Origin of the sequence: Pseudorhodobacter sp. (assembly GCF_034675685.1) — a bacterium.
Taxonomy (GTDB): domain Bacteria; phylum Pseudomonadota; class Alphaproteobacteria; order Rhodobacterales; family Rhodobacteraceae; genus Pseudorhodobacter.
On sequence record NZ_JAUCDA010000018.1, the window covers coordinates 215,951 to 235,479 of the forward strand.

General features: G+C 59.5%; 19 protein-coding genes and 1 pseudogene. 5 read left to right on the top strand and 15 right to left on the bottom strand.

Annotation, left to right across the window (positions count from 1 at the left end):
• Positions 1-69: 69 nt before the first annotated feature.
• The 10 genes from VDP61_RS16490 to coxB form a co-directional block, all read right to left on the bottom strand.
• Positions 70-1,503 carry an FAD-binding oxidoreductase gene (locus tag VDP61_RS16490; RefSeq protein WP_323007949.1) on the bottom strand — a complete coding sequence of 478 codons (1,434 nt, stop codon included), beginning with the start codon at positions 1,501-1,503 and terminating at the stop codon, positions 70-72.
• Between the two features lie 74 nt (positions 1,504-1,577).
• The gene (locus VDP61_RS16495; protein ID WP_323007950.1) at positions 1,578-2,162 is read right to left on the bottom strand and encodes a GNAT family protein; all 585 of its coding nucleotides are present in this window, start codon (positions 2,160-2,162) and stop codon (positions 1,578-1,580) included.
• On the bottom strand, positions 2,162-3,421 hold the full coding sequence (locus VDP61_RS16500) for a pitrilysin family protein (RefSeq protein WP_323007951.1): 1,260 nt from the start codon (positions 3,419-3,421) through the stop codon (positions 2,162-2,164). Before VDP61_RS16500 ends, VDP61_RS16495 begins: the two co-directional genes overlap by 1 nt.
• Positions 3,418-4,803 (bottom strand): threonine synthase, encoded by a 1,386-nt coding sequence (thrC, locus tag VDP61_RS16505; RefSeq protein ID WP_323007952.1) that lies wholly within the window; start codon positions 4,801-4,803, stop codon positions 3,418-3,420. The genes VDP61_RS16500 and thrC overlap by 4 nt, the downstream gene beginning before the upstream one ends.
• A 12-nt stretch (positions 4,804-4,815) precedes the next feature.
• Entirely contained in the window at positions 4,816-5,487 is a 672-nt protein-coding gene (locus tag VDP61_RS16510; RefSeq protein WP_323007953.1) for an SURF1 family protein, read from the bottom strand.
• Between the two features lie 91 nt (positions 5,488-5,578).
• Positions 5,579-6,379: a cytochrome c oxidase subunit 3 gene (locus VDP61_RS16515; RefSeq protein ID WP_323007954.1), complete on the bottom strand. Its 801-nt coding sequence runs from the start codon at positions 6,377-6,379 to the stop codon at positions 5,579-5,581.
• Positions 6,380-6,431: 52 nt separating this feature from the next.
• Positions 6,432-7,016, bottom strand: a complete 585-nt coding sequence (locus VDP61_RS16520; protein WP_323007955.1) for a cytochrome c oxidase assembly protein — start codon at positions 7,014-7,016, stop codon at positions 6,432-6,434.
• Entirely contained in the window at positions 7,013-7,240 is a 228-nt protein-coding gene (locus VDP61_RS16525; RefSeq protein WP_323007956.1) for a hypothetical protein, read from the bottom strand. Before VDP61_RS16525 ends, VDP61_RS16520 begins: the two co-directional genes overlap by 4 nt.
• A 1-nt stretch (position 7,241) precedes the next feature.
• Positions 7,242-8,186: a heme o synthase gene (gene cyoE, locus VDP61_RS16530; RefSeq protein WP_323007957.1), complete on the bottom strand. Its 945-nt coding sequence runs from the start codon at positions 8,184-8,186 to the stop codon at positions 7,242-7,244.
• 84 nt (positions 8,187-8,270) lie between these two features.
• Positions 8,271-9,149, bottom strand: a complete 879-nt coding sequence (coxB, locus tag VDP61_RS16535; RefSeq protein ID WP_323007958.1) for a cytochrome c oxidase subunit II — start codon at positions 9,147-9,149, stop codon at positions 8,271-8,273.
• Between the two features lie 171 nt (positions 9,150-9,320).
• On the opposite strand from coxB, the gene tldD reads away from it, so the two are divergent.
• Together tldD and VDP61_RS16545 are read left to right on the top strand one after the other, a co-directional pair.
• On the top strand, positions 9,321-10,742 hold the full coding sequence (gene tldD / locus VDP61_RS16540; protein WP_323007959.1) for a metalloprotease TldD: 1,422 nt from the start codon (positions 9,321-9,323) through the stop codon (positions 10,740-10,742).
• Entirely contained in the window at positions 10,739-11,158 is a 420-nt protein-coding gene (locus VDP61_RS16545; RefSeq protein WP_323007960.1) for a hypothetical protein, read from the top strand. Before tldD ends, VDP61_RS16545 begins: the two co-directional genes overlap by 4 nt.
• A gap of 283 nt (positions 11,159-11,441) precedes the next feature.
• Here VDP61_RS16545 and VDP61_RS16550 read toward each other — a convergent pair whose 3' ends face one another.
• The 5 genes and pseudogenes from VDP61_RS16550 to VDP61_RS16570 form a co-directional block, all read right to left on the bottom strand.
• Positions 11,442-11,744: a hypothetical protein gene (locus VDP61_RS16550; protein WP_323007961.1), complete on the bottom strand. Its 303-nt coding sequence runs from the start codon at positions 11,742-11,744 to the stop codon at positions 11,442-11,444.
• Positions 11,745-11,933: 189 nt separating this feature from the next.
• Positions 11,934-12,410, bottom strand: coding sequence for a transcription antitermination factor NusB (gene nusB, locus VDP61_RS16555; RefSeq protein ID WP_323007962.1), 477 nt, complete (start codon positions 12,408-12,410; stop codon positions 11,934-11,936).
• A complete protein-coding gene (locus tag VDP61_RS16560; RefSeq protein WP_323007963.1) occupies positions 12,407-12,928 on the bottom strand; it encodes a 6,7-dimethyl-8-ribityllumazine synthase in 522 nt (173 codons plus the stop codon). Before VDP61_RS16560 ends, nusB begins: the two co-directional genes overlap by 4 nt.
• A gap of 3 nt (positions 12,929-12,931) precedes the next feature.
• A pseudogene (gene ribB / locus VDP61_RS16565) lies at positions 12,932-14,031 on the bottom strand (3,4-dihydroxy-2-butanone-4-phosphate synthase).
• Between the two features lie 105 nt (positions 14,032-14,136).
• Positions 14,137-14,739: a riboflavin synthase gene (locus VDP61_RS16570; protein WP_323007964.1), complete on the bottom strand. Its 603-nt coding sequence runs from the start codon at positions 14,737-14,739 to the stop codon at positions 14,137-14,139.
• A gap of 174 nt (positions 14,740-14,913) precedes the next feature.
• On the opposite strand from VDP61_RS16570, the gene VDP61_RS16575 reads away from it, so the two are divergent.
• From VDP61_RS16575 to VDP61_RS16585, 3 genes are all read left to right on the top strand, one after another.
• Entirely contained in the window at positions 14,914-16,203 is a 1,290-nt protein-coding gene (locus VDP61_RS16575) for a capsular biosynthesis protein (RefSeq protein ID WP_323007965.1), read from the top strand.
• A gap of 121 nt (positions 16,204-16,324) precedes the next feature.
• The gene (locus VDP61_RS16580; protein WP_415233776.1) at positions 16,325-17,431 is read left to right on the top strand and encodes a polysaccharide biosynthesis/export family protein; all 1,107 of its coding nucleotides are present in this window, start codon (positions 16,325-16,327) and stop codon (positions 17,429-17,431) included.
• A gap of 7 nt (positions 17,432-17,438) precedes the next feature.
• A complete protein-coding gene (locus VDP61_RS16585; protein WP_323007967.1) occupies positions 17,439-19,526 on the top strand; it encodes a capsular polysaccharide biosynthesis protein in 2,088 nt (695 codons plus the stop codon).
• Positions 19,527-19,529: the final 3 nt, after the last annotated feature.

A 19,529-nucleotide genomic window follows, 5' to 3' on the forward strand; every position in this document is an offset into this window, starting at 1 on the left:
GTCGCATAACACGTTGAAATCTATGATTTCAGGCAGCGATATATGAGGAAGGCTTCAAGGCGAAACGCGTCAGGGGGCAAGCCCGCCCTGTTGCGGCCGCAAGATCACGCCGGGGTTCATGATGCCATTCGGGTCCAGCGCCGCCTTGATGGCCCGCATTGCGGCCAGTTTCACCGGATCGCCATAAGTCTCCAGATCATCCACCTTTAGCCGCCCGATCCCATGTTCCGCGCTGACCGATCCCCCGCAGGCATGAACCATATCATGTATCAGGGTCTTGATCGCCAGACGGCGATTTTCGTGCTGTGTGCGGGACTCGCCGGCTATGGGAAAGACGTTGTAATGCAGGTTGCCATCGCCCAGATGCCCAAAGCAATTGATTCGCCAATCCCCCAGCTTTGCAAGGGCGGCACCGGCGGCGTCGATAAACCCGGCGATCTCGCCCAGTGGCAATGAGATGTCATGGCTGGAAATCGCGCCGATACGCCGGTTGCCCTCGGGGATATTTTCACGCACTGCCCAAAAATCCGCCCGTTGCGCCTGCGATTGCGCTATCACCCCATCCAGCACCAAACCGGCCTCGGCCCCCGCCTCGAACAGCGCGGCCAACGCCTCGGCTGGGTCCAGGCCATCGGGCACCCCAACGTCAATCAATACCATCCAAGCCGGGGCGTGTGCAAAGGGCTGGCGCTGCTCGGGCATGGTTTCGGCCAAAAACTCCAGCCCCATTCTGGCGATCAGTTCAAAGGCCGAAACCAGCCCCCCCAACCGCATCTGCGCCAGCGCCAACAAATCAAGCGCCGCCGCAGGGCTTGGCACCACCATCATGGCGGTTCCCATCGCCGCTGGCATCGGGGCCAGTTTCAGGCTGGCGGCGGTAATGACGCCCAAGGTTCCCTCTGCGCCGATCAGCAGGTTGCGCAGGTCGTAGCCGGTGTTGTCTTTGCGCAAGCGTTTCAACCCGTGCCAGATCGCCCCACTTGGCAAAACCACCTCCAGCCCCAGGCACAGATCGCGGGTGTTGCCATAGCGCAGCACATTCACGCCCCCGGCATTGGTCGCAAGATTGCCACCAATCCGCGCCGTACCCTGACTGGCCAACGACAGCGGAAACAACCGCCCCACTGCCTCGGCCGCCGCCTGCACCTCGACCAGGGTCGCGCCCGCCTCAACCACCATCACATTTTCCGCCGGATATACCGCGCGCACTGCCCGCATCCGTTCCAGCGACAAAACCAGGGGCAGCGGCCCCTCGGCCATCACCTGCCCCAGCACCAGCCCGGTGCCGCCACCAAAGGGAATGACCCCGATTTTTGCCGCATTGCAGGCCGAAACGATGCTGGCCACCTCATCAACGCATCTGGGGCGCGCAACGGCCGCCGCCTGACCGCCAAGCCGTCCACGCGGGTCTGACAGATAGCGCGGCTCGATCGGGGCTATCGTGCCGGCCGGCAATGCTGTGGCAAGGGCTTGCAAAAACGCAGGGGTAGCAGGGTTCAGCATAAGATGTCCTTAAAGCAATTTTCCAAGCGTGGCACAGAAGAAAAGAAAACGCCAAACTGATCACTGCGGCCCCGTCAGCCAACCGTCGTGCGGCCCCGCCGATCACTGCGCAACTGGGCATAAAGCACATGGTTGCGCCAACGCCCCGCAATTTGCAGATAGCTTTGCGCCACACTTTCATATTTGAACCCGGTCTTTTCCAGAACCCCGCGTGAGGCGGCGTTTTCCGGCAGACAGGCCGCCTCTACCCGGCTTAGATCCAACTGAGTAAAGGCATGGTGCACCAGCGCCAGAATGGCCTCACGCATATAGCCATTCCGTGCAAAGGGTTGGCCGATCCAATAGCCCATCGTCCCTGCCTGCGACGGCCCCCGGCGAATATTGTCCAACGTGATCGCGCCCAGCAGCTGCGCATCATCACGCCGCACCATCAGCAGCGGCAAGGCGGTGCCTTGCGATTGCGCCCGCGCCGCCCAATAGACCCGATTGGTAAAGGCCCGCCGCGACAGATGGTCATCGGCCCAGGCCGGTTCCCACGGGGTTAGAAACGCGGCGCTATCGGCCCGCAACCCCGACCAGGCCCCCCAATCGCCATGTATCGGCAGGCGAAGCGTCATCCGCTCTGTCTCAACGCGAAACTTGCGCCGAAAGCCCAGCATCAGGCGGCAAGCCCTTGCCTGATGCTGGCCAGCCCCGGTGCATCACCAACCGGACCGTAAAGCGCCAGCGCCACATCGGCCCCGATCATGTCGCCGGCATAGCGCCGCACATCTGCTGTTGTAACCGCGTCAATTTTGGCAACGGCTTCCTCGGGCGTTGGCACGCGGCCCCAGATCGCCAACAGGCGTGCCAGCCGTTCGGCACGGCTTGATGGGCTTTCCAGCCCCATCAACATTCCGGCCTTCAATTGCACTCGGGCGCGCGCCACTTCGGCCTCGCTCATATCGTCGCTGGCGCGCTTCAACTCGTCCAGCGTGATCGCCGTCAGATCGCCGATCTCTTCCTCAGAGGTGCCTGCATAGATCGTGATCTGCCCGGCATCCTCATAGGCGGCCGATTGCGCAAAAATCGTATAGCACAGGCCGCGCTCTTCGCGGATCTTCTGGAACAACCGGCTTGACATGCCGCCGCCCATGGCCATCGCGTAAATCTGCGCGGTATAGACATCGGGCGCGCGATACCCCGGCGCATCAAAGGCCAGCGCAAAATGCACCTGCTCCAGCGCTTTCCCCTCGCGCCGTTCAGTCCCTTTGAACTGCGCTGGCTGAATAAGCCCGCTGCCAACAGATTTTCGGCCCCCGAACAGCGCCTCGGCTTGCGCCACAATCGCGTCATGGTCCACAGCCCCGGCCGCCGAAAGGATCATCCGGTTCGGGCTGTAATGCTCGGCCACAAAACCCGTCAGGTCGTCGCGGGAAAACGCGCTGACCCGCTCGGCAGGGCCAAGAATGGTGCGGCCAAAGGGCTGGTCTGGGTAGCAAGCCTCTTGCAGCCAATCGAATATAATATCATCCGGCGTGTCCAGCGCCTGCCCGATCTCTTGCAAGATCACATGGCGCTCGGTCTCTATCTCTTTGGGGTCGAATACCGGATTCAACACGATATCGCCAATCACATCCAGCGCCAGCGCCACATCATCTTCCAGCACACGCGCGTAATAGGCCGTCATCTCGCGGCTGGTATAGGCGTTGATATAGCCGCCAACATCCTCAATCTCTTCGGCAATCCGCAAGCTGCTGCGCTTTTCGGTGCCTTTGAAGGCCATATGCTCCAGAAAGTGGGCGATGCCGTTTTGCTCGGCCCGCTCATGCCGCCCGCCCGCAGTGATCCAAATTCCCACCGAGGCCGATTTCAGGCCGGGCATCGCCTCGGTCACAATGCGAAACCCGTTGGGCAGCGTCGTCAGGCGGCTGGTCAATTGGCAATCCTTTCACGGATATGGGCTTGCAGCGCGGCAAGGTCATTGGGCATCCGGGTTACACGTTCCGGTCGGTCAAACAAGTCAGCCATGCGCGGCGGAAGATTGGGCCGTACCCCCATCGCCGCCGCTACCGCATCGGGAAATTTTGCCGGATGCGCGGTTGCCAGCGTGATCATCGGCGTTGCCCCAAGATGATCGGTGGCAACCCAGACGCCAACCGCAGAATGGGGGCAAAGCACCTCTCCCGTCCCGGCAAAAGCCGCCTTGATTGTGGCGCGGGTCTGGTCTTCATCGCAACGCCCCGAGGCAAATGTCTCGCGCAGCATCTCCAGCGCGCCTTGGCTTATTGTAAAGCCGCCCGCCTTCAACTCTCCCATCAAGGCCGAAACCGCCGCCCCGTCACGCCCATAGGCATCAAACAGCACCCGCTCGAAATTCGATGATACCTGAATATCCATCGACGGGCTGATTGAGGGCTTTACCCCGTCGGTCTTATACGCGCCTGTTTTCATCGCCCGGTCCAGAATATCATTCTGGTTGGTCGCAATCACCAGCTTTTCAATGGGCAAACCCATCGCCCGCGCGATATAGCCCGCAAAGACATCGCCGAAATTGCCGGTCGGCACCGTAAAGCTGACCGCCCGATGCGGCGCACCCAGGCTGACCGCCGCGGAAAAATAATACACAACCTGCGCCAACACTCGTGCCCAGTTGATGCTGTTCACGCCCGCCAGCCGCACCTCATCGCGGAAATCCAGATCGTTGAACATATCTTTCAGGCGTCCCTGAGCCTCGTCGAAATCGCCGTCCATCGCGATGGCATGAACATTCGATTCGGCAACGGTGGTCATCTGGCGGCGCTGCACCTCTGACACCCGGCCATGTGGATACAGGATGAATACATCCACATTCGACAGCCCGCGAAAGGCCTCCATCGCGGCCGATCCGGTATCGCCGCTGGTTGCGCCGACAATCGTGATCCGTTCGCCCGATTTTGCCAAAACCGCCTGCATCATCTGCGCGATCACCTGCATCGCGAAATCCTTGAACGCCAATGTCGGGCCGTGAAACAGTTCCAGCAAAAAGTGGTTCGGCCCCAGTTGCACCAAGGGCGCGCGCGCCGCATGGCCAAACCCGGCATAGGCCTTGGCAATCAGGCCCTGAAACTCTTCTTTGGTGAATGTATCGCCCAAAAACGGCCACATCACCCGAAAGGCCACCTCCTCATAGGGCAAGCCCGCCAAGGCGGCAATTTCATCCGAACTGAGAACCGGCACGTTTTGTGGCACATAAAGACCGCCATCGCGCGCAAGGCCCGTCATCATCGCTTCCGAAAAGCTCAAGGATGGGGCCTGACCCCGAGTTGAGATATAGCGCATCAAACGCCCCCCTTATTCTACCTTGCGCCTCATACGCCACAGCAACAGGCCTGTCATCCCCGCCCAGACGAGTGCAAGCAAAAACCACGTGATTGCATAGTTCAAATGATCATTCGGAATCGCCGAACTGTCCACCGGCATCGGGTCTATTCCGTCACCGGTCATCGAGCGCGCTACAATCAACACAGCTTCGGTCTTCAACGCCTCGGCCATTGCGGGCAGATCACGCGCAAACCAGATGCCTTTTGCGGCATCCGGCGCCGGCGTAAACCCATCCACCTCTTGCGGCCAAACCAGATTGCCGGTCACTTCCAGCCCCACCGCCTCGCGCGGCAGCCCCCTGGCTTCATCGCGCAAAAAGCCGCGATCCACCAACACCCGGCGGCCCGTATCGGTTTCAAACGCCGAAATCACGCGAAAGCCTGGACCGACCTCTTTGCGGCTGACCAAAACGTCCAGCTCGTCGCCGGTCAATTGCCCCGCGACCACTACCGGCAAAAACCGATCGGCCACCGGGTCGGGCGCTGCGGGCAAGGCCACGGGGGCGGCCCCGATCCGCGCATCAATCTGCGCCAGAACGGTTTCCTTCCACGCCATGCGCTGCAACTGCCACACCCCGAGCGAGACCAGAACCGCAATCCCAAAGGCGCCGAACACCACCGGGCCAATAATTCGCCGTATCATCAAATTCCATTCCATCCGGCTGAAAACCAAAGGCGCGGCCCTTGCGGCCCGCGCCCTTATTCCGTCATGGGCAGCGCCCCATCAGCGGGGTTTATTGGCCCCAGACATAGATCGAGGCAAACAAGAACAGCCACACGACATCCACAAAATGCCAGTACCACGCAGCGGCTTCAAATCCAACATGCTGCTCGGGGGTGAAATGGCCTTTGTAAGCGCGGCCAAGACAGACCAGCAAAAAGACCGTCCCGATCAGCACATGGAACCCATGAAATCCGGTCGCCATAAAGAAGTTGGCACCGTAGATATTGCCGGCAAAGCCAAAGGCCGCGTGACTATATTCATAGGCCTGAAGCACGGTAAAGAACGCGCCCAGAACAACCGCCAGGATCAGACCATTTTTCAGGTCTTTACGGTTGTTCTCATGCACCAATGCGTGATGCGCCCAGGTTGCCGCTGCACCCGAACACAGCAAGATCAGCGTGTTGATCAAGGGCAGGTGCCAAGGATCGAATGTTTCAATCCCGGCGGGCGGCCACACGCCATCAACGGCAGGCGACAGCGGGCCCATCGGGTACATTGCATGTTTGAAAAACGACCAGAACCATGCCGCAAAGAACATCACTTCGGACATGATGAACATGATGACGCCGTAGCGCAAACCGATTTGCACCACTGGCGTATGGTCGCCAACCTGGCTTTCCGCGACCACATCCGACCACCAGGCGAACATGACATAAAGCACCATTGCAAGGCCGATCAGCCCCAGCCAGGGGCCAGACCCGTGCATCCAGAGCACCGCCCCGAAAAACATGATAAAGCCACCCAGCGCGCCCATGAATGGCCAGATGGACGGCGGAAGGATATGGTAGTCGTGGTTCTTGGCTTGGGCCATTTTCGTCATTCCCTCGGTTTAGCTACGCTGCGATTTGTGCAGGCCATTTTTCTCAGTTTACGGTCTCTGGGGTGGCCGGGGCAAGCGAAGCCTGCTCCTCAGCTTTGAATTCGGGCGGCAGATCAGCCTCGTGGAAAGTATAGGACAGCGTGATTTCGCGGACAAATTTGCCCTCACGGTCCTTTACGATTTCCGGGTCAACAAAGAACGTCACCGGCATTTGCACGCGCTCACCGGGTTGCAGCACCTGCATGGTAAAACAGAAACAGGCGATCTTGGTGAAATAGCCGCCCGCCGTATCCGGCGTCACGTTATAGCTTGCCTGCCCTGCGACTGGGTGATCTGCGGGGTTATAGGCCTCATAAAACGCCAACCCCGTTTCGCCGATCCGCACATCCATCGTGCGCTGCATCGGCTTGAAATCCCACGGCATGCCGCGTTCCAATGACGCGTCAAACCGGATTTTCATGGTGCGTTCAAGAATGGTATCCGACCCTTGCTCAGCCACCGAAGTCGTCCCCGCAAAGCCGGTGACGCGGCAAAACCAGTCATAAAACGGCACCGCAGCAAAGGACAAAGACACCATGACAACGGCGACAAGGCTAAGCTGGGCAGCGGTTTTCTGAATCGGTGTCATGGCTTTGCCACCGTTTCAGCCGGGGCCGTCTGGGTTGGCGGCACCTCTACCGGGATCAATTCAGGCCGGACCACATGGTCGAACCCCTGCAACTGCCCCAGCCCTGTCACCTTGACCACCGTCAGCCCGAAAACCAGCGCGACAAAGGCCAGCAGCACAAGCCCCAAGCCCAGATTGCGGCCAAAACGGCGCTTGTGCAACTCATGTTCAACATCGAATGACATCTTACCAGCCTCCCAGCCCATAAGGCTTTAGCGCCGCTTCCGCAAGAAATGCACCGAAATGCAAGAACAGGTAGAGCAGCGAGAATTTGAAAACCTGCTTTTCAACAGCATATTTATCCGCCTCGGCCTGCGCCTCATCGCGCTGCCAGATCTTCCACGCGCCCCACAAGAAGCCCGCGTTCAGCACGGCGGAAACAACCAGATACACCGGCCCGCCAATCGAAGTGAAGCCAGCCGCAAGCGCAAAGGGCACCAGCGCGATGGTATAGACCAGAATATGGTTGCGCGTGGCCGGTTTGCCATGCGTCACGGTCAGCATCGGCACGCCGGCCTTGCTGTAATCCTCATTCATGAACAGCGCCAGCGCCCAGAAATGCGGCGGTGTCCACATGAAAATCAACATGAACATCAGCACCGCCTCCAGCGAAACACTGCCAGTGACCGCCACCCAGCCGATCATGGGCGGAAACGCCCCCGCAGCCCCACCGATCACGATATTCTGCGGGGTCGAGCGTTTAAGCCACATCGAATAGACCACCGCATAGAAAAAAATCGTAAAGGCCAACAGCCCCGCCGCCAGTATATTCGCCGTCAGGGCCAGCATCACAACCGCGATCCCCGACAGCGCCAGCCCAAACCCCAGTGCCTCACCGGGTTGCACGCGGCCTGCGGGAATGGGCCGCTTGGCCGTGCGCTTCATGATCACATCAATATCGGCATCCCACCACATGTTCAGCGCCCCCGAGGCCCCTGCCCCCAGCGCGATAAACAGAATCGAGGTCATGGCGATGAACGGATGCACCGGCCCCGGTGCCACCAGAACGCCGACCAAGGCGGTGAACACCACCAAAGACATCACACGCGGCTTCAGCAGCGCGACATAATCGCCGAACCCTGCTTCTGCAGTATGTTCGCCCGTCTGTTCGATTGTTCGCGCGTCCTGCATCGCCTTGGTCCTTCAGAAGTCTCGGCCTTTGGAAGTGCCGCCTTTGAGAAAAACAGGGGCCGGTGTCGGCCCCCGCCCGATCTGTCAGTTGGCCGCAGCCACTTTTACAGCCGCAGCGCCCGAAAGCTCTGCGGTCTTCTCGCTTGCCAGCCACTCGGCATAGGCCGCCTCAGACACCACCTTGACCGTGATCGGCATATAGGCGTGGTCCTTGCCACACAGCGTGGTGCATTGGCCAAAATAGGTGCCTTCATGCTCGGCCTTGAACCACAGATTGCTCAGCCGTCCCGGCACGGCCGATGCCTGCACGCCGAACGCCGGCACCATCCAGGCATAAATCACATCTGCCCCGGTCAGTTGCACCACGATCGTCTTGTTCACCGGAACCACCATCGCGGTATCGGTCGCGAGCAGGAAATCTTCCTTGGTGTAGCCGGCGTCAACCAACTCAGCCTCTACCTCTGGGCTCATCACCTTGCCGTCACCGATCAGGAAGCTGTCGAACTCAATGCCCTCATCCGGGTATTCATAGCTCCAATACCACTGGTTTCCGGTCACTTTCACCGTAATATCGGCTGCAGGAATCTCTTCTTGTTTGAACAAAACGGGCAAGGAAAAGGCGCCAATGAACACCAGAACCACAATCGGAACAATCGTCCACGCCACTTCCAGCGGGCTGTTATGGGTAAAGGTCGCAGGCACTTTGTTGCGCTTCTCGTGAAAACGGAACAAGACAAAGGCCAGCAAACACGTCACCAACAGCGTGATAACCGTGATGATCACCAGCAAAAAGAAATCCAGGCTGTGCACATCCCGCGCGACTTCGGTTGCGGCCACCTGAAAGCCGGTCGCCCCGTTCACGGGCCTGCCCATCAAACCACCGTCTTGTGCAAAGGCCATTCCGGCCCCCCACAGCGTTCCAAAACTCGCGGCAATGCCGGAAAGACCTGTCATAAAGCGCATATGCATATCCCGTTCGTTACGCGGCTCTTTTCAGCCTGCATTTTAGGTTTACCCGAGGCTTGGGCAGAATCCCGTTGTTTCTATCCTTGGTGAAACCATATTAAACCCGTAACGACAAGAGAAACCATTGCATCATAGCGACGCCGATTGATCTAAATCAAGGACTTTCAGATGACAGATGCCTCTTTCCGCCCGTTTGACTCGCATCTCGACGCGGCACGCGCCCTTGATTTGCTGCGAAAAGCCACCCATGGCGCCGATGATGGCGAGCTTTTTCTGGAACGAAAACGCTCTGAGGCGATAGTTCTGGATGATGGCCGGGTGAAAACCGCAAGCTATGACGCCTCTGAGGGCTTTGGCCTGCGCGCGGTTCGCGGTGAGGTGGCAGGTTACGCCCATTCGACCGAGATATCTGAAGCTGCGCTGAAACGTGCGATGGATACCGCCCGGCTTGCCGTGGGGCATGGCGGTGGCACCATGGCCGATGCCCCCAAAGGCACCAACCAGAAGCTGTATACCGATGCCGACCCGATGGCAGATGCCAGTTTTGCTGGGAAAATTGACGTTTTGCGCGAAATCGACGCCTTCACCCGCGCGCTTGATCCGCGCATCATCCAGGTTTCGGCCACCCTAGCCGCCGGGTTGCAAGAGGTTGAAATTCTTCGCCCCGAAGGTCTGCGCCTGTCTGATATCCGGCCGATGGCGCGGCTGAACATCTCGGTCATCGTCGAACAGAACGGGCGGCGCGAATCAGGGGGTATGGGCGGCGGTGGCCGCTATGGGCTTGCCCGGTTGATCGACCCCGCGCATTGGCAGGGCCTTGCCATTGAGGCGCTGCGAATCGCCCTGGTAAATCTTGATGCCGTTCCCGCCCCCGCTGGCGTGATGGATGTGGTGCTTGGCGCTGGTTGGCCCGGTATTTTGCTGCATGAGGCAATCGGTCACGGGCTGGAAGGCGACTTCAACCGCAAGAAAACATCGGCCTTTTCGGGGCTGATGGGCCAGCAAATCGCTGCCAAAGGCGTCACTGTGCTGGATGATGGCACCATGCCCGACCGTCGCGGCTCACTGTCTTTTGACGACGAAGGCACGCCATCGGCCCGCAATATCCTGATCGAGGACGGCAGGCTGGTCGGCTATATGCAAGACCGCCAAAATGCCCGGCTGATGGGCGTTTCCCCCACCGGCAATGGGCGGCGGGAAAGCCACGCGCATATTCCGATGCCGCGGATGACCAATACCTATATGCTGGGCGGCACCACCGACCCCGGTGAAATCGTCGCCTCACTGCGCGACGGCATCTATGCCGTGGGCTTTGGCGGCGGGCAGGTTGATATCACCAATGGCAAATTCGTGTTTTCCTGCACCGAGGCGTATCGTGTGCAAAACGGCAAGATCGGCGCGCCGGTAAAGGGGGCCACCCTGATTGGTGACGGCGCAACGGCGCTGAAACAGATCCGCGCCATCGGTAATGATCTGGCGATGGACCCCGGTATCGGCAATTGCGGCAAGGCGGGCCAATGGGTGCCTGTCGGCGTTGGCCAGCCCACCCTGATGATCGGCGGCCTGACCGTAGGTGGATCGGCCGCGTGATTTCGCTTTTCCAGTCAGCCCCACAGCGTCCCGTGCCAAAAGCGGCCTTGTTTGGCAGCATGGCTGCGCTGTGGGGCGCGCCTTGCGTGCTGGGCTGGATGCTGGCGGCGGCGCTTATGGCAACCAAAGGCATCGTGCCAAACGAGGCGCAGCTATACCTTTACGGCTTGGTCTATCTGCTGGTCTTTTCCCCGGTATTTTCATGGGTTGGCTGGCTTTTGGCCAGCCCTTTGATCTGGTTCTTGCTGCGGGACGGCTGGTTTGGCTGGGCCAGTGCGGCGCTTGTTGGCCTGGTGGTGGGCGCTGTTGCCGGCAGCCTGATCGGCACCAGCGCGGCGATGCCGTTTGGGCTGTTTGCGCTGTTGGGATTACGGGCCGCACTGGGTTGGACCTTGCCGCTTGGCCGTCACGCCTAGCCTGTGTTACCCACACCCCCATTCAGCCACTGCGCAAAACGCGCTATGCACCCCGAAACGCTGCCGCAGCCATCCTGCCCCTTGCTTTTTACCCGCCGCAGCCCTATCTTTCGGGAAGGCGGGTTTCTGCTCGGTTTGTGATCAGCACATTTCCAGTGGCCCATAAGCATCTCCGAGGGAGCTGGCTCTGTCAAGATCCTGGTCTTGGTATCTGGCGACCACCTGAACACTCAGGCTCTCGGGAAATCTACGCAGGCACGGCTGCTGCGGTTCCCGCCACCTTTTACCGACGTTTTGCACCAACCGAAATCGGGGCCAGTTCACCGGTCACCCGTTGTTTTTTGCCCCCTTTCGGCCCGTCATCCGGCGCGGCAAGGCGCATCACCGCATAGGCAAATTGAACCCCGGCAAAAACGATGCCATTGAAAACAACCATCATGACAAAGGCAAGCCAGCCCTTTTCGGTATCCAACACCAAATGCTTTAACCCAGCGACATCAAGCCAGACGATCGCCGAAACAAAGCCAAGCGCCAGCGCAAAGCCGATAGCGACATTTATGATGTAAAGACGGATCAGTTTTGGCATGGTGGCCCCCAGATGCTGCTGGCCTGATCCTATCACAGAACCCCTGAGTCATGAAACGCCTTTTTGCCGCTGCCTGGCCCGCACTGCCGCATCCGAGACGCACATTCAGCCAAGGCCCCCGCGCCGCCTGTGCGCAACATCACGCACCCACGGTTTTGGGCCTTTGAAAGCCGCCTTGTGCAACCAATGCTAAAACGCCTCTGGCTTGGCCTCGCGCGCCATATAGTCAAGCACGGCATTGACAAATTTAGGCTCTTTTCCGTCGGGAAAAAAGGCTTTGGCGACATCGACGAATTCATTGATGACCACCTTGGGCGGCGTTGCCATTTCAACCAGCTCGGCCCCTGCCGCGCGGAACAAGGCGCGCAAAACCGGGTCAATCCGGTCTATCGGCCATTTCGCCACCAAGGCCCGGTCGGTCATCTGGTCAATCCGGGCCTGACGGTTCACGGCATGGTTCAGCAACGCCCGGAAATGCGTCGCATCGCCTTCGGCCATTTCATCACCGTCATAAACGGCGCCAAAACGGTGGTTCTCAAATTCTTGCTGAATGCCCTCGACCGTCTGGCCCGATGCTTCCATCTGAAAAAGCGCCTGCACCGCATAGAGCCGGGCCGCGGATTTCATTTGCTTTTTCAGCTCTTTTTTGGGGTCAGGCTTGATCATGCGCGAAAGCTATCCTCGGGCGGACGAAAACCGATGCCTTTGCGGGCGCTGGACCAGCGACGCGACAAGGCAATCAGGTGAAGGGCGGCAGCGGCGGCACCGCCACCTTTGTTCTGGTCGTCAGGATCGGCGCGCACCTGCGCCTGCTCCATATTTTCCACCGTCAAAATACCGTTGCCGATGCAGGCCCCTTGCAGCCCCAGCAAAGACAAGGCACGACTGCTGTCGTTGCAAACGGTATCGTAATGGGTCGTCTCGCCGCGGATGATGCAACCAAGCGCCACATAGCCATCAAAATCGCTCTGGCGTTCGGCCATTGCAATCGCGGTCGGCACCTCAAGCGCGCCTGGCACCTCGATTACCTCAAACGTGGCACCGCAAGCCTTGGCGGTATCAGAGGCGCCTGTGATCAATTGATCGGCAATCGCCCGGTAATAGGGCGCGACCACGAGCAACAGCTTCACCGGCTTGTCAAAAACCGGCAGCGGCAAGGTGTAATGGGTTTCAAAGGACGCCATGGCCTAGCCTTTCGGAATGGCACGGGTGCCGATGATGGCCAAGCCATATGCATCAAGCCCGACAACCCTGGGCTGCGGCGAATTGGTCAACAAGATCAGATCTTTGACCCCAACGCTGGACAATATCTGCGCCCCCAACCATATTGCCGCAAGGTTTGCGGGCTGGCCTCGGCTTGCGACACCATCTTCATGTGCAAATCGCGCAACAGCACCAGAACGCCCCGCCCCTCGGCGGCAATCAGGCGCATGGCATCGGCAAATTCGCCCGTGCGCCCCGCAGGCCCAAGGCCTATGACATCAAGCAGCGGGTCCATTGTGTGCATCCGCACCAAAACCGGATCAGGCGTTGAAATATCACCCTTGATCAGCACCACATGCTCGGCGCCTTCGGTATCATCGGTGTAAATCTGCATCACCCAATCGCCGCCAAATTCCGACGTCACCGTGGTCTCGGCGCTGGCGCGTACCAGATTGTCATTGCGGCGGCGATAGGCGATCAAATCTGAAATCGTTCCGATTTTCAGGCCATGCTTTTTGGAAAAGGCAATCAGATCGGGCAGCCGGGCCATGGTGCCATCATCGTTCATGATCTCACAGATCACGCCCGACGGGTCGAGACCGGCCAGCCGCGATACATCCACCGCCGCCTCGGTATGCCCGGCCCGCACCAAAACACCGCCATTTCGCGCCCGCAGCGGAAACACATGCCCCGGCGTTGCAATATCTTGCGGTCCCTTGGTCGCATCAATCGCGACAGCCACGGTCAGGGCCCGGTCGGCCGCCGAAATGCCGGTAGACACCCCATCACGCGCCTCGATCGAAGTGGTAAAGGCGGTTTCATGCCGGCTGGAGTTTTTCGGGCTCATCAAGGTCAGGCCCAGCGCGTCGATCCGCTGTTCGGTCAGCGTAAGGCAGATCAGGCCGCGCCCATGGGTCGCCATGAAATTCACATGTTGGGCCGTGCATTTTTGCGCCGGAATCACCAGATCGCCCTCGTTCTCACGATCCTCATGGTCCACCAGAATGAACATGCGGCCATTCCGGGCATCAGCAATGATTTCCTCAATCGAGGAAATGTCTTTGGAATATTCAGTATCGGTCATCAGAAGCCTCGCATCTCATTACCCTGCCCTTATCGCGCCTTGGCCCTGAATGCCAGAGCCAGAAGCGCCAATCTCGGATTCCCTGAAACGACAAGGGCCGCTGATCTAGGCACGGGCCCAATCGCGTAGCCGGGCCACATAGCGGGCCATCGTATCAATTTCCAGGTTCACCCGGTCGCCCAGCCCCACTTTGCCCCATGTGGTCGCGGCCTGGGTATGGGGAATGAAGTTGATGCCAAACTCTGCGCCCTCCACTTCATTCACCGTCAGTGAGGTGCCGTTCAGCGCAACCGACCCCTTTGGCGCAATGAACCCCGCCAAAGCATGTGGCGCGCGAAAGGTGACGCGGGTACTGTCGCCCTCACGGCGGATCGCCACCACTTCGGCCACACCATCCACATGGCCAGACACGATATGCCCGCCCAACTCATCCCCGACCCTCAGCGCGCGTTCAAGGTTCAGCGCTTTGCCTGTGGCCCAGCCGCCAATGTTGGTTTTGCTGACGGATTCAGCGCTGATCTGTACGTCAAACCAGTTTTGCGGGGTGCTGCCCAGCGCGATCACCGTCAAACAAACCCCATCACAGGCGATAGAGGCCCCGAGATCAATGCCCGCGACATCATAGTTGGTGCCGATCCGCGCCCGCAGATCGCCCTTTTGCTCCAGCTCCAACACCGTGCCGATATCTGTGATAATGCCCGTAAACATGTGGTCCCCCTGCTTGTCCCCAAGGCCTAACCTTGGCGGGCGCACCTTGCAAGGGCCGCCGCAAAAGCCGCTGCGCCATATTTTCGCCAGTCTTTGCCATCATATCACGTCAGGCACCAAAATTCTCCTTTACCAAGGGCATGAAATGCCGTGAATAGGGCAAAAAGGCTTGTGATGCGCATTACGGGTGAAAATCGTCGGTTTTTATTGCTGCAAGGCCCGCATGGGCCGTTCTTTCGCCAATTGGGCGCGATGCTGGTGAAATCGGGTGCGCAGGTCTGGCGCGCAGGCTTCAACCGCGGCGATAGCGCCTTTTGGCCCGACACCGCCAGCTATATAGCGTTCAAAGGCACAGCCCAGGATTGGCCCGCCACAGTCAGCGCCCTGATCGAGCAGAAACAAATCACCGATATCGTGCTTTACGGCGACACCCGCCCCCTTCACGCCCATGCTGTGCGCATCGCAAAAAAGGCCGGGGTTCAGATACATGTCTTTGAAGAAGGCTATCTGCGCCCGCATTGGGTCACCTATGAGCGTGGCGGCTCTAACGGCAACTCAAGGTTGATGGACCTGACGCTGACGCAAATGCAAACCGATCTTGCCCATTGCGATATGGATCTGCCCGATGCCCCCGCCCGCTGGGGCGATATGCGCCAGCATATGTTTTGGGGCGCGCTGTATCATTGGTTTGTGCTGACCGGGTTTTGGGATTATCGGGCCTACCGCCCGCATCGCGCCCTGACGGTGGGGCAGGAATTTTTGCTGTATTGCAAGCGCCTGGTGTTGTTGCCTGTTCACCGCTGGGACCGAATGCTTGCCAGCTTTCGCATCAAGCACGGGGGCTTTCCCTATCATCTGGTGCTGTTGCAACTGGAACATGACAGCAGCTTTCAGATGCATTCGCCGTTCTCAACCATGACCGAATTCCTTGATCTGGTGATGGAAGGCTTTGCCAAAGGGGCTGCCCCCCATCATCATCTTGTCTTCAAGGCCCATCCGCTAGAGGACGGCCGCGTTCCGGTCGCCAAAGAGTTGAAGCGCCTTGCCAGCCTGCACGGCGTCACCGGCCGGGTGCATTTTGTTCGGGGTGGCAAACTGGCCGCCCTGTTGAACCACGCACGCTCGGCCGTCACCGTCAATTCGACGGCGGCGCAACAGGTGCTTTGGCGGGGCCTGCCGCTCAAGGTGTTCGGGGCTGCGGTCTATGCAAAACCCGAATTTGTCTCCTCTCAGCCGCTGAATGTGTTTTTCTCGCATCCAACACGGCCCGACAGCCGCGCCTATCGCGATTATCGGCATTACCTGCTGGAAACCAGCCAGGTGCCCGGCGGCTTCTACTCCTCGCGTGGGCGGCGTGAACTGCTACGACAGGTGGTAGATATGATGCTTTTGCCCGATGATCCCTATGACGCGCTGGCCAAGGGAAGCGCGGCACCTCGGCAACAGTTGAGCATCGTAAACTGACACTTGCCCGGAAAGCTGGAAATTTTCATCCCGGTTATGTAACTTTGTAAAAAAATCTGAGGCAATATCCAAAAAGGGAGCCCGGGCAGTGAAACTATCGGTATCAAAAGGGGTCAAGGGCTTGGCCCTTGTTCTGCTTGTGACGGCTTTGGCCGCCTGTGGCTTGCCACGATCGGGCCCAAGCAAGAAAGAAATCTTTGCGGGCTCGGTTCTGAAGGACGGGGATGCGTTTATTGTCTCGGTTAATAGCCGCGTGACGCGGGCAACCTCGGTTACCCCGGCGCTGGGGTTTGGATCAAACTTCCGCAATGCCGGCGTTGTCGGGTCAGATACCATTTCGCCGGGCGATACTGTGGCGCTGACAGTGTTTGAAAACGTCAAGGATGATCCGCTGCTGGGCAATACCGGACAGCGGGTTTCGGCGCTGGAACAGGTGCAGGTTGATGGCGCGGGTTACATTTTTGTTCCCTATGCAGGCCGCATCAAGGCTGCCGGTCAAACCCCCGAAGGTCTGCGCCTTGCCATCACCCGCAAGCTTGATACCCAGACCCCGGACCCGCAAGTCAGTGTACAGCGTGTTGCAGGTGACGGCTCTACCGTTTCTGTTTCGGGCATGGTCGGTGGCCAGGGCGTCTATCCGATTGAGCGCCCCACCCGCACCCTGACGGCAATGATTGCCCGCGCCGGGGGCGTTGCAATTGAACCGGCCGTCGCAATTGTGCGCGTGACCCGCGGGGGGCAGACCGGAAAAATCTGGCTAGAAGATCTTTATTCCAATCCCTCGCTTGATATCGCGCTGCGGGCTGGCGACCGAATTGTTGTAGAGCGCGACTCGCGCGCTTTCGTGGCCTTGGGCGCAACCGGATCACAAAACCGGGTGCAGTTTGAAACGCAAACCCTGTCTGCGATAGAGGCGATTGCCCAGGTTGGCGGCCTTAGCACCAGCCTTGCCGACCCGACGGGTGTTTTTGTGTTTCGCAATGAACCGGCAGAAATTGCCAATGCTGTTCTGGGCCGCTCTGACCTGAGGGGCGACCAACGGCTGGTTTATGTGCTTGATCTGACGCAGCCGACCGGCATGTTTGAGGCGCGCGATTTTCTGGTTCGCGATGGGGATACGGTTTACGTGACCGAAGCGCCATTTGTGCAATGGCAAAAAACCATCTCGGCGGTTACCGGCACGGTTGGGGCCGCGTCTTCAGTGTCTTCGGCAGCCAATTCCAACTGACACGGTGATGACGGCAAACCCGCCAACATCGCAGACCGCCGGGGGAGCACCCCGGCGGCTTTTCTATTTCAACGCTGGTTTTTTGCGCCAGCGGCGGTTGCGCCGCATCTTGCAACTTGCGGGTTATGATTTGACGTTGGGCCTGCCGTCCCGGTCCGATGCGGTGGCCGTCTGGGGCCGCAGCCCCTATGCGCGGCGTGGAGAGGCGGTGGCCCGCTGGCGCAATACCCCCTTGCTGCGCGTGGAGGATGCCTTTTTGCGTTCGGTTCGGCCGGGGCGCGCTGGCGATGCACCGCTTGGCCTGTTGATCGACCCGCTGGGGGTGCATTTCGATGGCAGTCGGCCATCGCTGCTGGAACATCTTCTTGAAACGGCTGACTTGGACGATCCGAACCTTTTGGCCCGTGCTTCGGTCGGTATTTCGCGGCTCAAGGCGCTTGAGCTTTCAAAATACAACATTCACTTGCCATCGCATGAATGCCCTGCGCCCGGCTATGTCTTGCTGATTGATCAGACCAAAGGCGATGCATCGCTGCGTTATTCTGGGGCCGGCAAGGGGGTATTCGCCCAGATGCTGGCCGCAGCAAAAGCCGAACATCCCGGCAAGAGACTCCTTGTCAAAGCCCACCCTGAAACCACCTTGAACCTGCGCGCAGGCCATTTTGGGCCCGATGCAGGATACGAGTTGCTCAGCGCGCCGCTCTCTCCTTGGCGATTGCTGCAAGGCGCTGCGGCGGTTTACACCGTGTCGTCACAAATGGGCTTTGAGGCCATTCTTGCAGGCCATCGGCCGCGCGTTTTTGGACTGCCATTCTATGCTGGATGGGGGCTTTCAGATGACGCGATGCAGGCCCCGCGCCGCAGCCGCCGCTTAAGTGCCACGCAGCTTTTTGCTGCAGCGATGATCCTGGCCCCGACATGGTATGATCCCTGCCGCGACCGCCTTTGCAGTTTTGAGCAGGCTGTCGATCAGTTAGAGGCCGAAACCCGTGCCTACCGCGAAGACCACATGGGGCATGTCGCCCTTGCCATGCGCCTGTGGAAACGCGGGCGGCTGCAAAAGTTCTTTGGCCGCTATAAGTTGTTGCGCTTTGTCAACAGCCCGGCAAAGGCTGCGGCTTTGGCCCGGACATCCGGCAAGGGGCTGTTGGTCTGGGCCGGAAAAGAGCCGGCCGGCCTTGCAGAACCCAGCAGTTTTTCCTTGCCGGTTCGTCGGGTGGAAGATGGTTTTCTGCGCTCGCGTGGTCTGGGCGCAAATCTGATACCGCCGCTCAGCCTCATCACCGATGATCTGGGAATCTACTATGATCCCAACCGCGAAAGCCGATTGGAGCACCTTATCCTCAGCCCGATTCCAGCGGGTGGCGAATATCGCGCCTGCGCCGTGCTGAATACAATCGTTCACGATCAGTTATCGAAATACAATCTGGCTGGGGCCAGCCTGCCCGATCTGGCCAATCGTGGCCCGCCCAACCGCCGGTGCATCCTTGTGCCAGGTCAGGTGGAAGATGACGCCTCACTTCGGTTTGGTGCTGGCGCGGTACGCAGCAACCTCGGCCTTGTGCAAGCGGTGCGCGCGGCCAACCCGGATGCAATTCTGATCTACAAACCCCATCCAGATGTCGAGGCGGGGCTTCGTCCGGGCAAAGTTGCGCCACATATCCTGGCGCCATTGGTCCAACATATTGCCACAAAGGCAGACCCTATTGGCTTGCTGAAGGTGGTGGATGAAGTTTGGACAATGACCTCATTGCTTGGGTTCGAAGCACTGATTCGCGGTATCGCGGTCACCTGCCTTGGCGCGCCGTTTTATGCGGGCTGGGGCCTGACCAAAGATCTTGGCCCCATTCCGCAGCGGCGCATCTTGCGCCCGGATGGCACGCCCCAACCCCGCCCGACGCTGGAAGGCCTGGTCTATGCCATCTTGATCGCCTACCCACGCTATTATGATCCGGTAAGCGACCGGCCTTGCCCGCCCGAGGTGGTTCTGGAGCGGCTGCGCAGTGGTGCAATCCCCCCCCCCTCACCGGGCAACCGCAGTCTTGCCAAGCTTCAGGGCTTGCTGGCAACCCATGCAGCCCTGTGGCGCAGATAAAGC

Coding starts and splice junctions, on each gene's coding strand:
- VDP61_RS16490 (WP_323007949.1), bottom strand. CDS start 1,503: ATGCTGAACCCTGCTACCCCTGCGTTTTTGCAAGCCCTTGCCACAGCA.
- VDP61_RS16495 (WP_323007950.1), bottom strand. CDS start 2,162: ATGCTGGGCTTTCGGCGCAAGTTTCGCGTTGAGACAGAGCGGATGACG.
- thrC (WP_323007952.1), bottom strand. CDS start 4,803: ATGCGCTATATCTCAACTCGGGGTCAGGCCCCATCCTTGAGCTTTTCG.
- VDP61_RS16510 (WP_323007953.1), bottom strand. CDS start 5,487: ATGATACGGCGAATTATTGGCCCGGTGGTGTTCGGCGCCTTTGGGATT.
- VDP61_RS16515 (WP_323007954.1), bottom strand. CDS start 6,379: ATGGCCCAAGCCAAGAACCACGACTACCATATCCTTCCGCCGTCCATC.
- VDP61_RS16520 (WP_323007955.1), bottom strand. CDS start 7,016: ATGACACCGATTCAGAAAACCGCTGCCCAGCTTAGCCTTGTCGCCGTT.
- VDP61_RS16525 (WP_323007956.1), bottom strand. CDS start 7,240: ATGTCATTCGATGTTGAACATGAGTTGCACAAGCGCCGTTTTGGCCGC.
- cyoE (WP_323007957.1), bottom strand. CDS start 8,186: ATGCAGGACGCGCGAACAATCGAACAGACGGGCGAACATACTGCAGAA.
- coxB (WP_323007958.1), bottom strand. CDS start 9,149: ATGCGCTTTATGACAGGTCTTTCCGGCATTGCCGCGAGTTTTGGAACG.
- tldD (WP_323007959.1), top strand. CDS start 9,321: ATGACAGATGCCTCTTTCCGCCCGTTTGACTCGCATCTCGACGCGGCA.
- VDP61_RS16550 (WP_323007961.1), bottom strand. CDS start 11,744: ATGCCAAAACTGATCCGTCTTTACATCATAAATGTCGCTATCGGCTTT.
- nusB (WP_323007962.1), bottom strand. CDS start 12,410: ATGATCAAGCCTGACCCCAAAAAAGAGCTGAAAAAGCAAATGAAATCC.
- VDP61_RS16560 (WP_323007963.1), bottom strand. CDS start 12,928: ATGGCGTCCTTTGAAACCCATTACACCTTGCCGCTGCCGGTTTTTGAC.
- VDP61_RS16570 (WP_323007964.1), bottom strand. CDS start 14,739: ATGTTTACGGGCATTATCACAGATATCGGCACGGTGTTGGAGCTGGAG.
- VDP61_RS16575 (WP_323007965.1), top strand. CDS start 14,914: ATGCGCATTACGGGTGAAAATCGTCGGTTTTTATTGCTGCAAGGCCCG.
- VDP61_RS16585 (WP_323007967.1), top strand. CDS start 17,439: ATGACGGCAAACCCGCCAACATCGCAGACCGCCGGGGGAGCACCCCGG.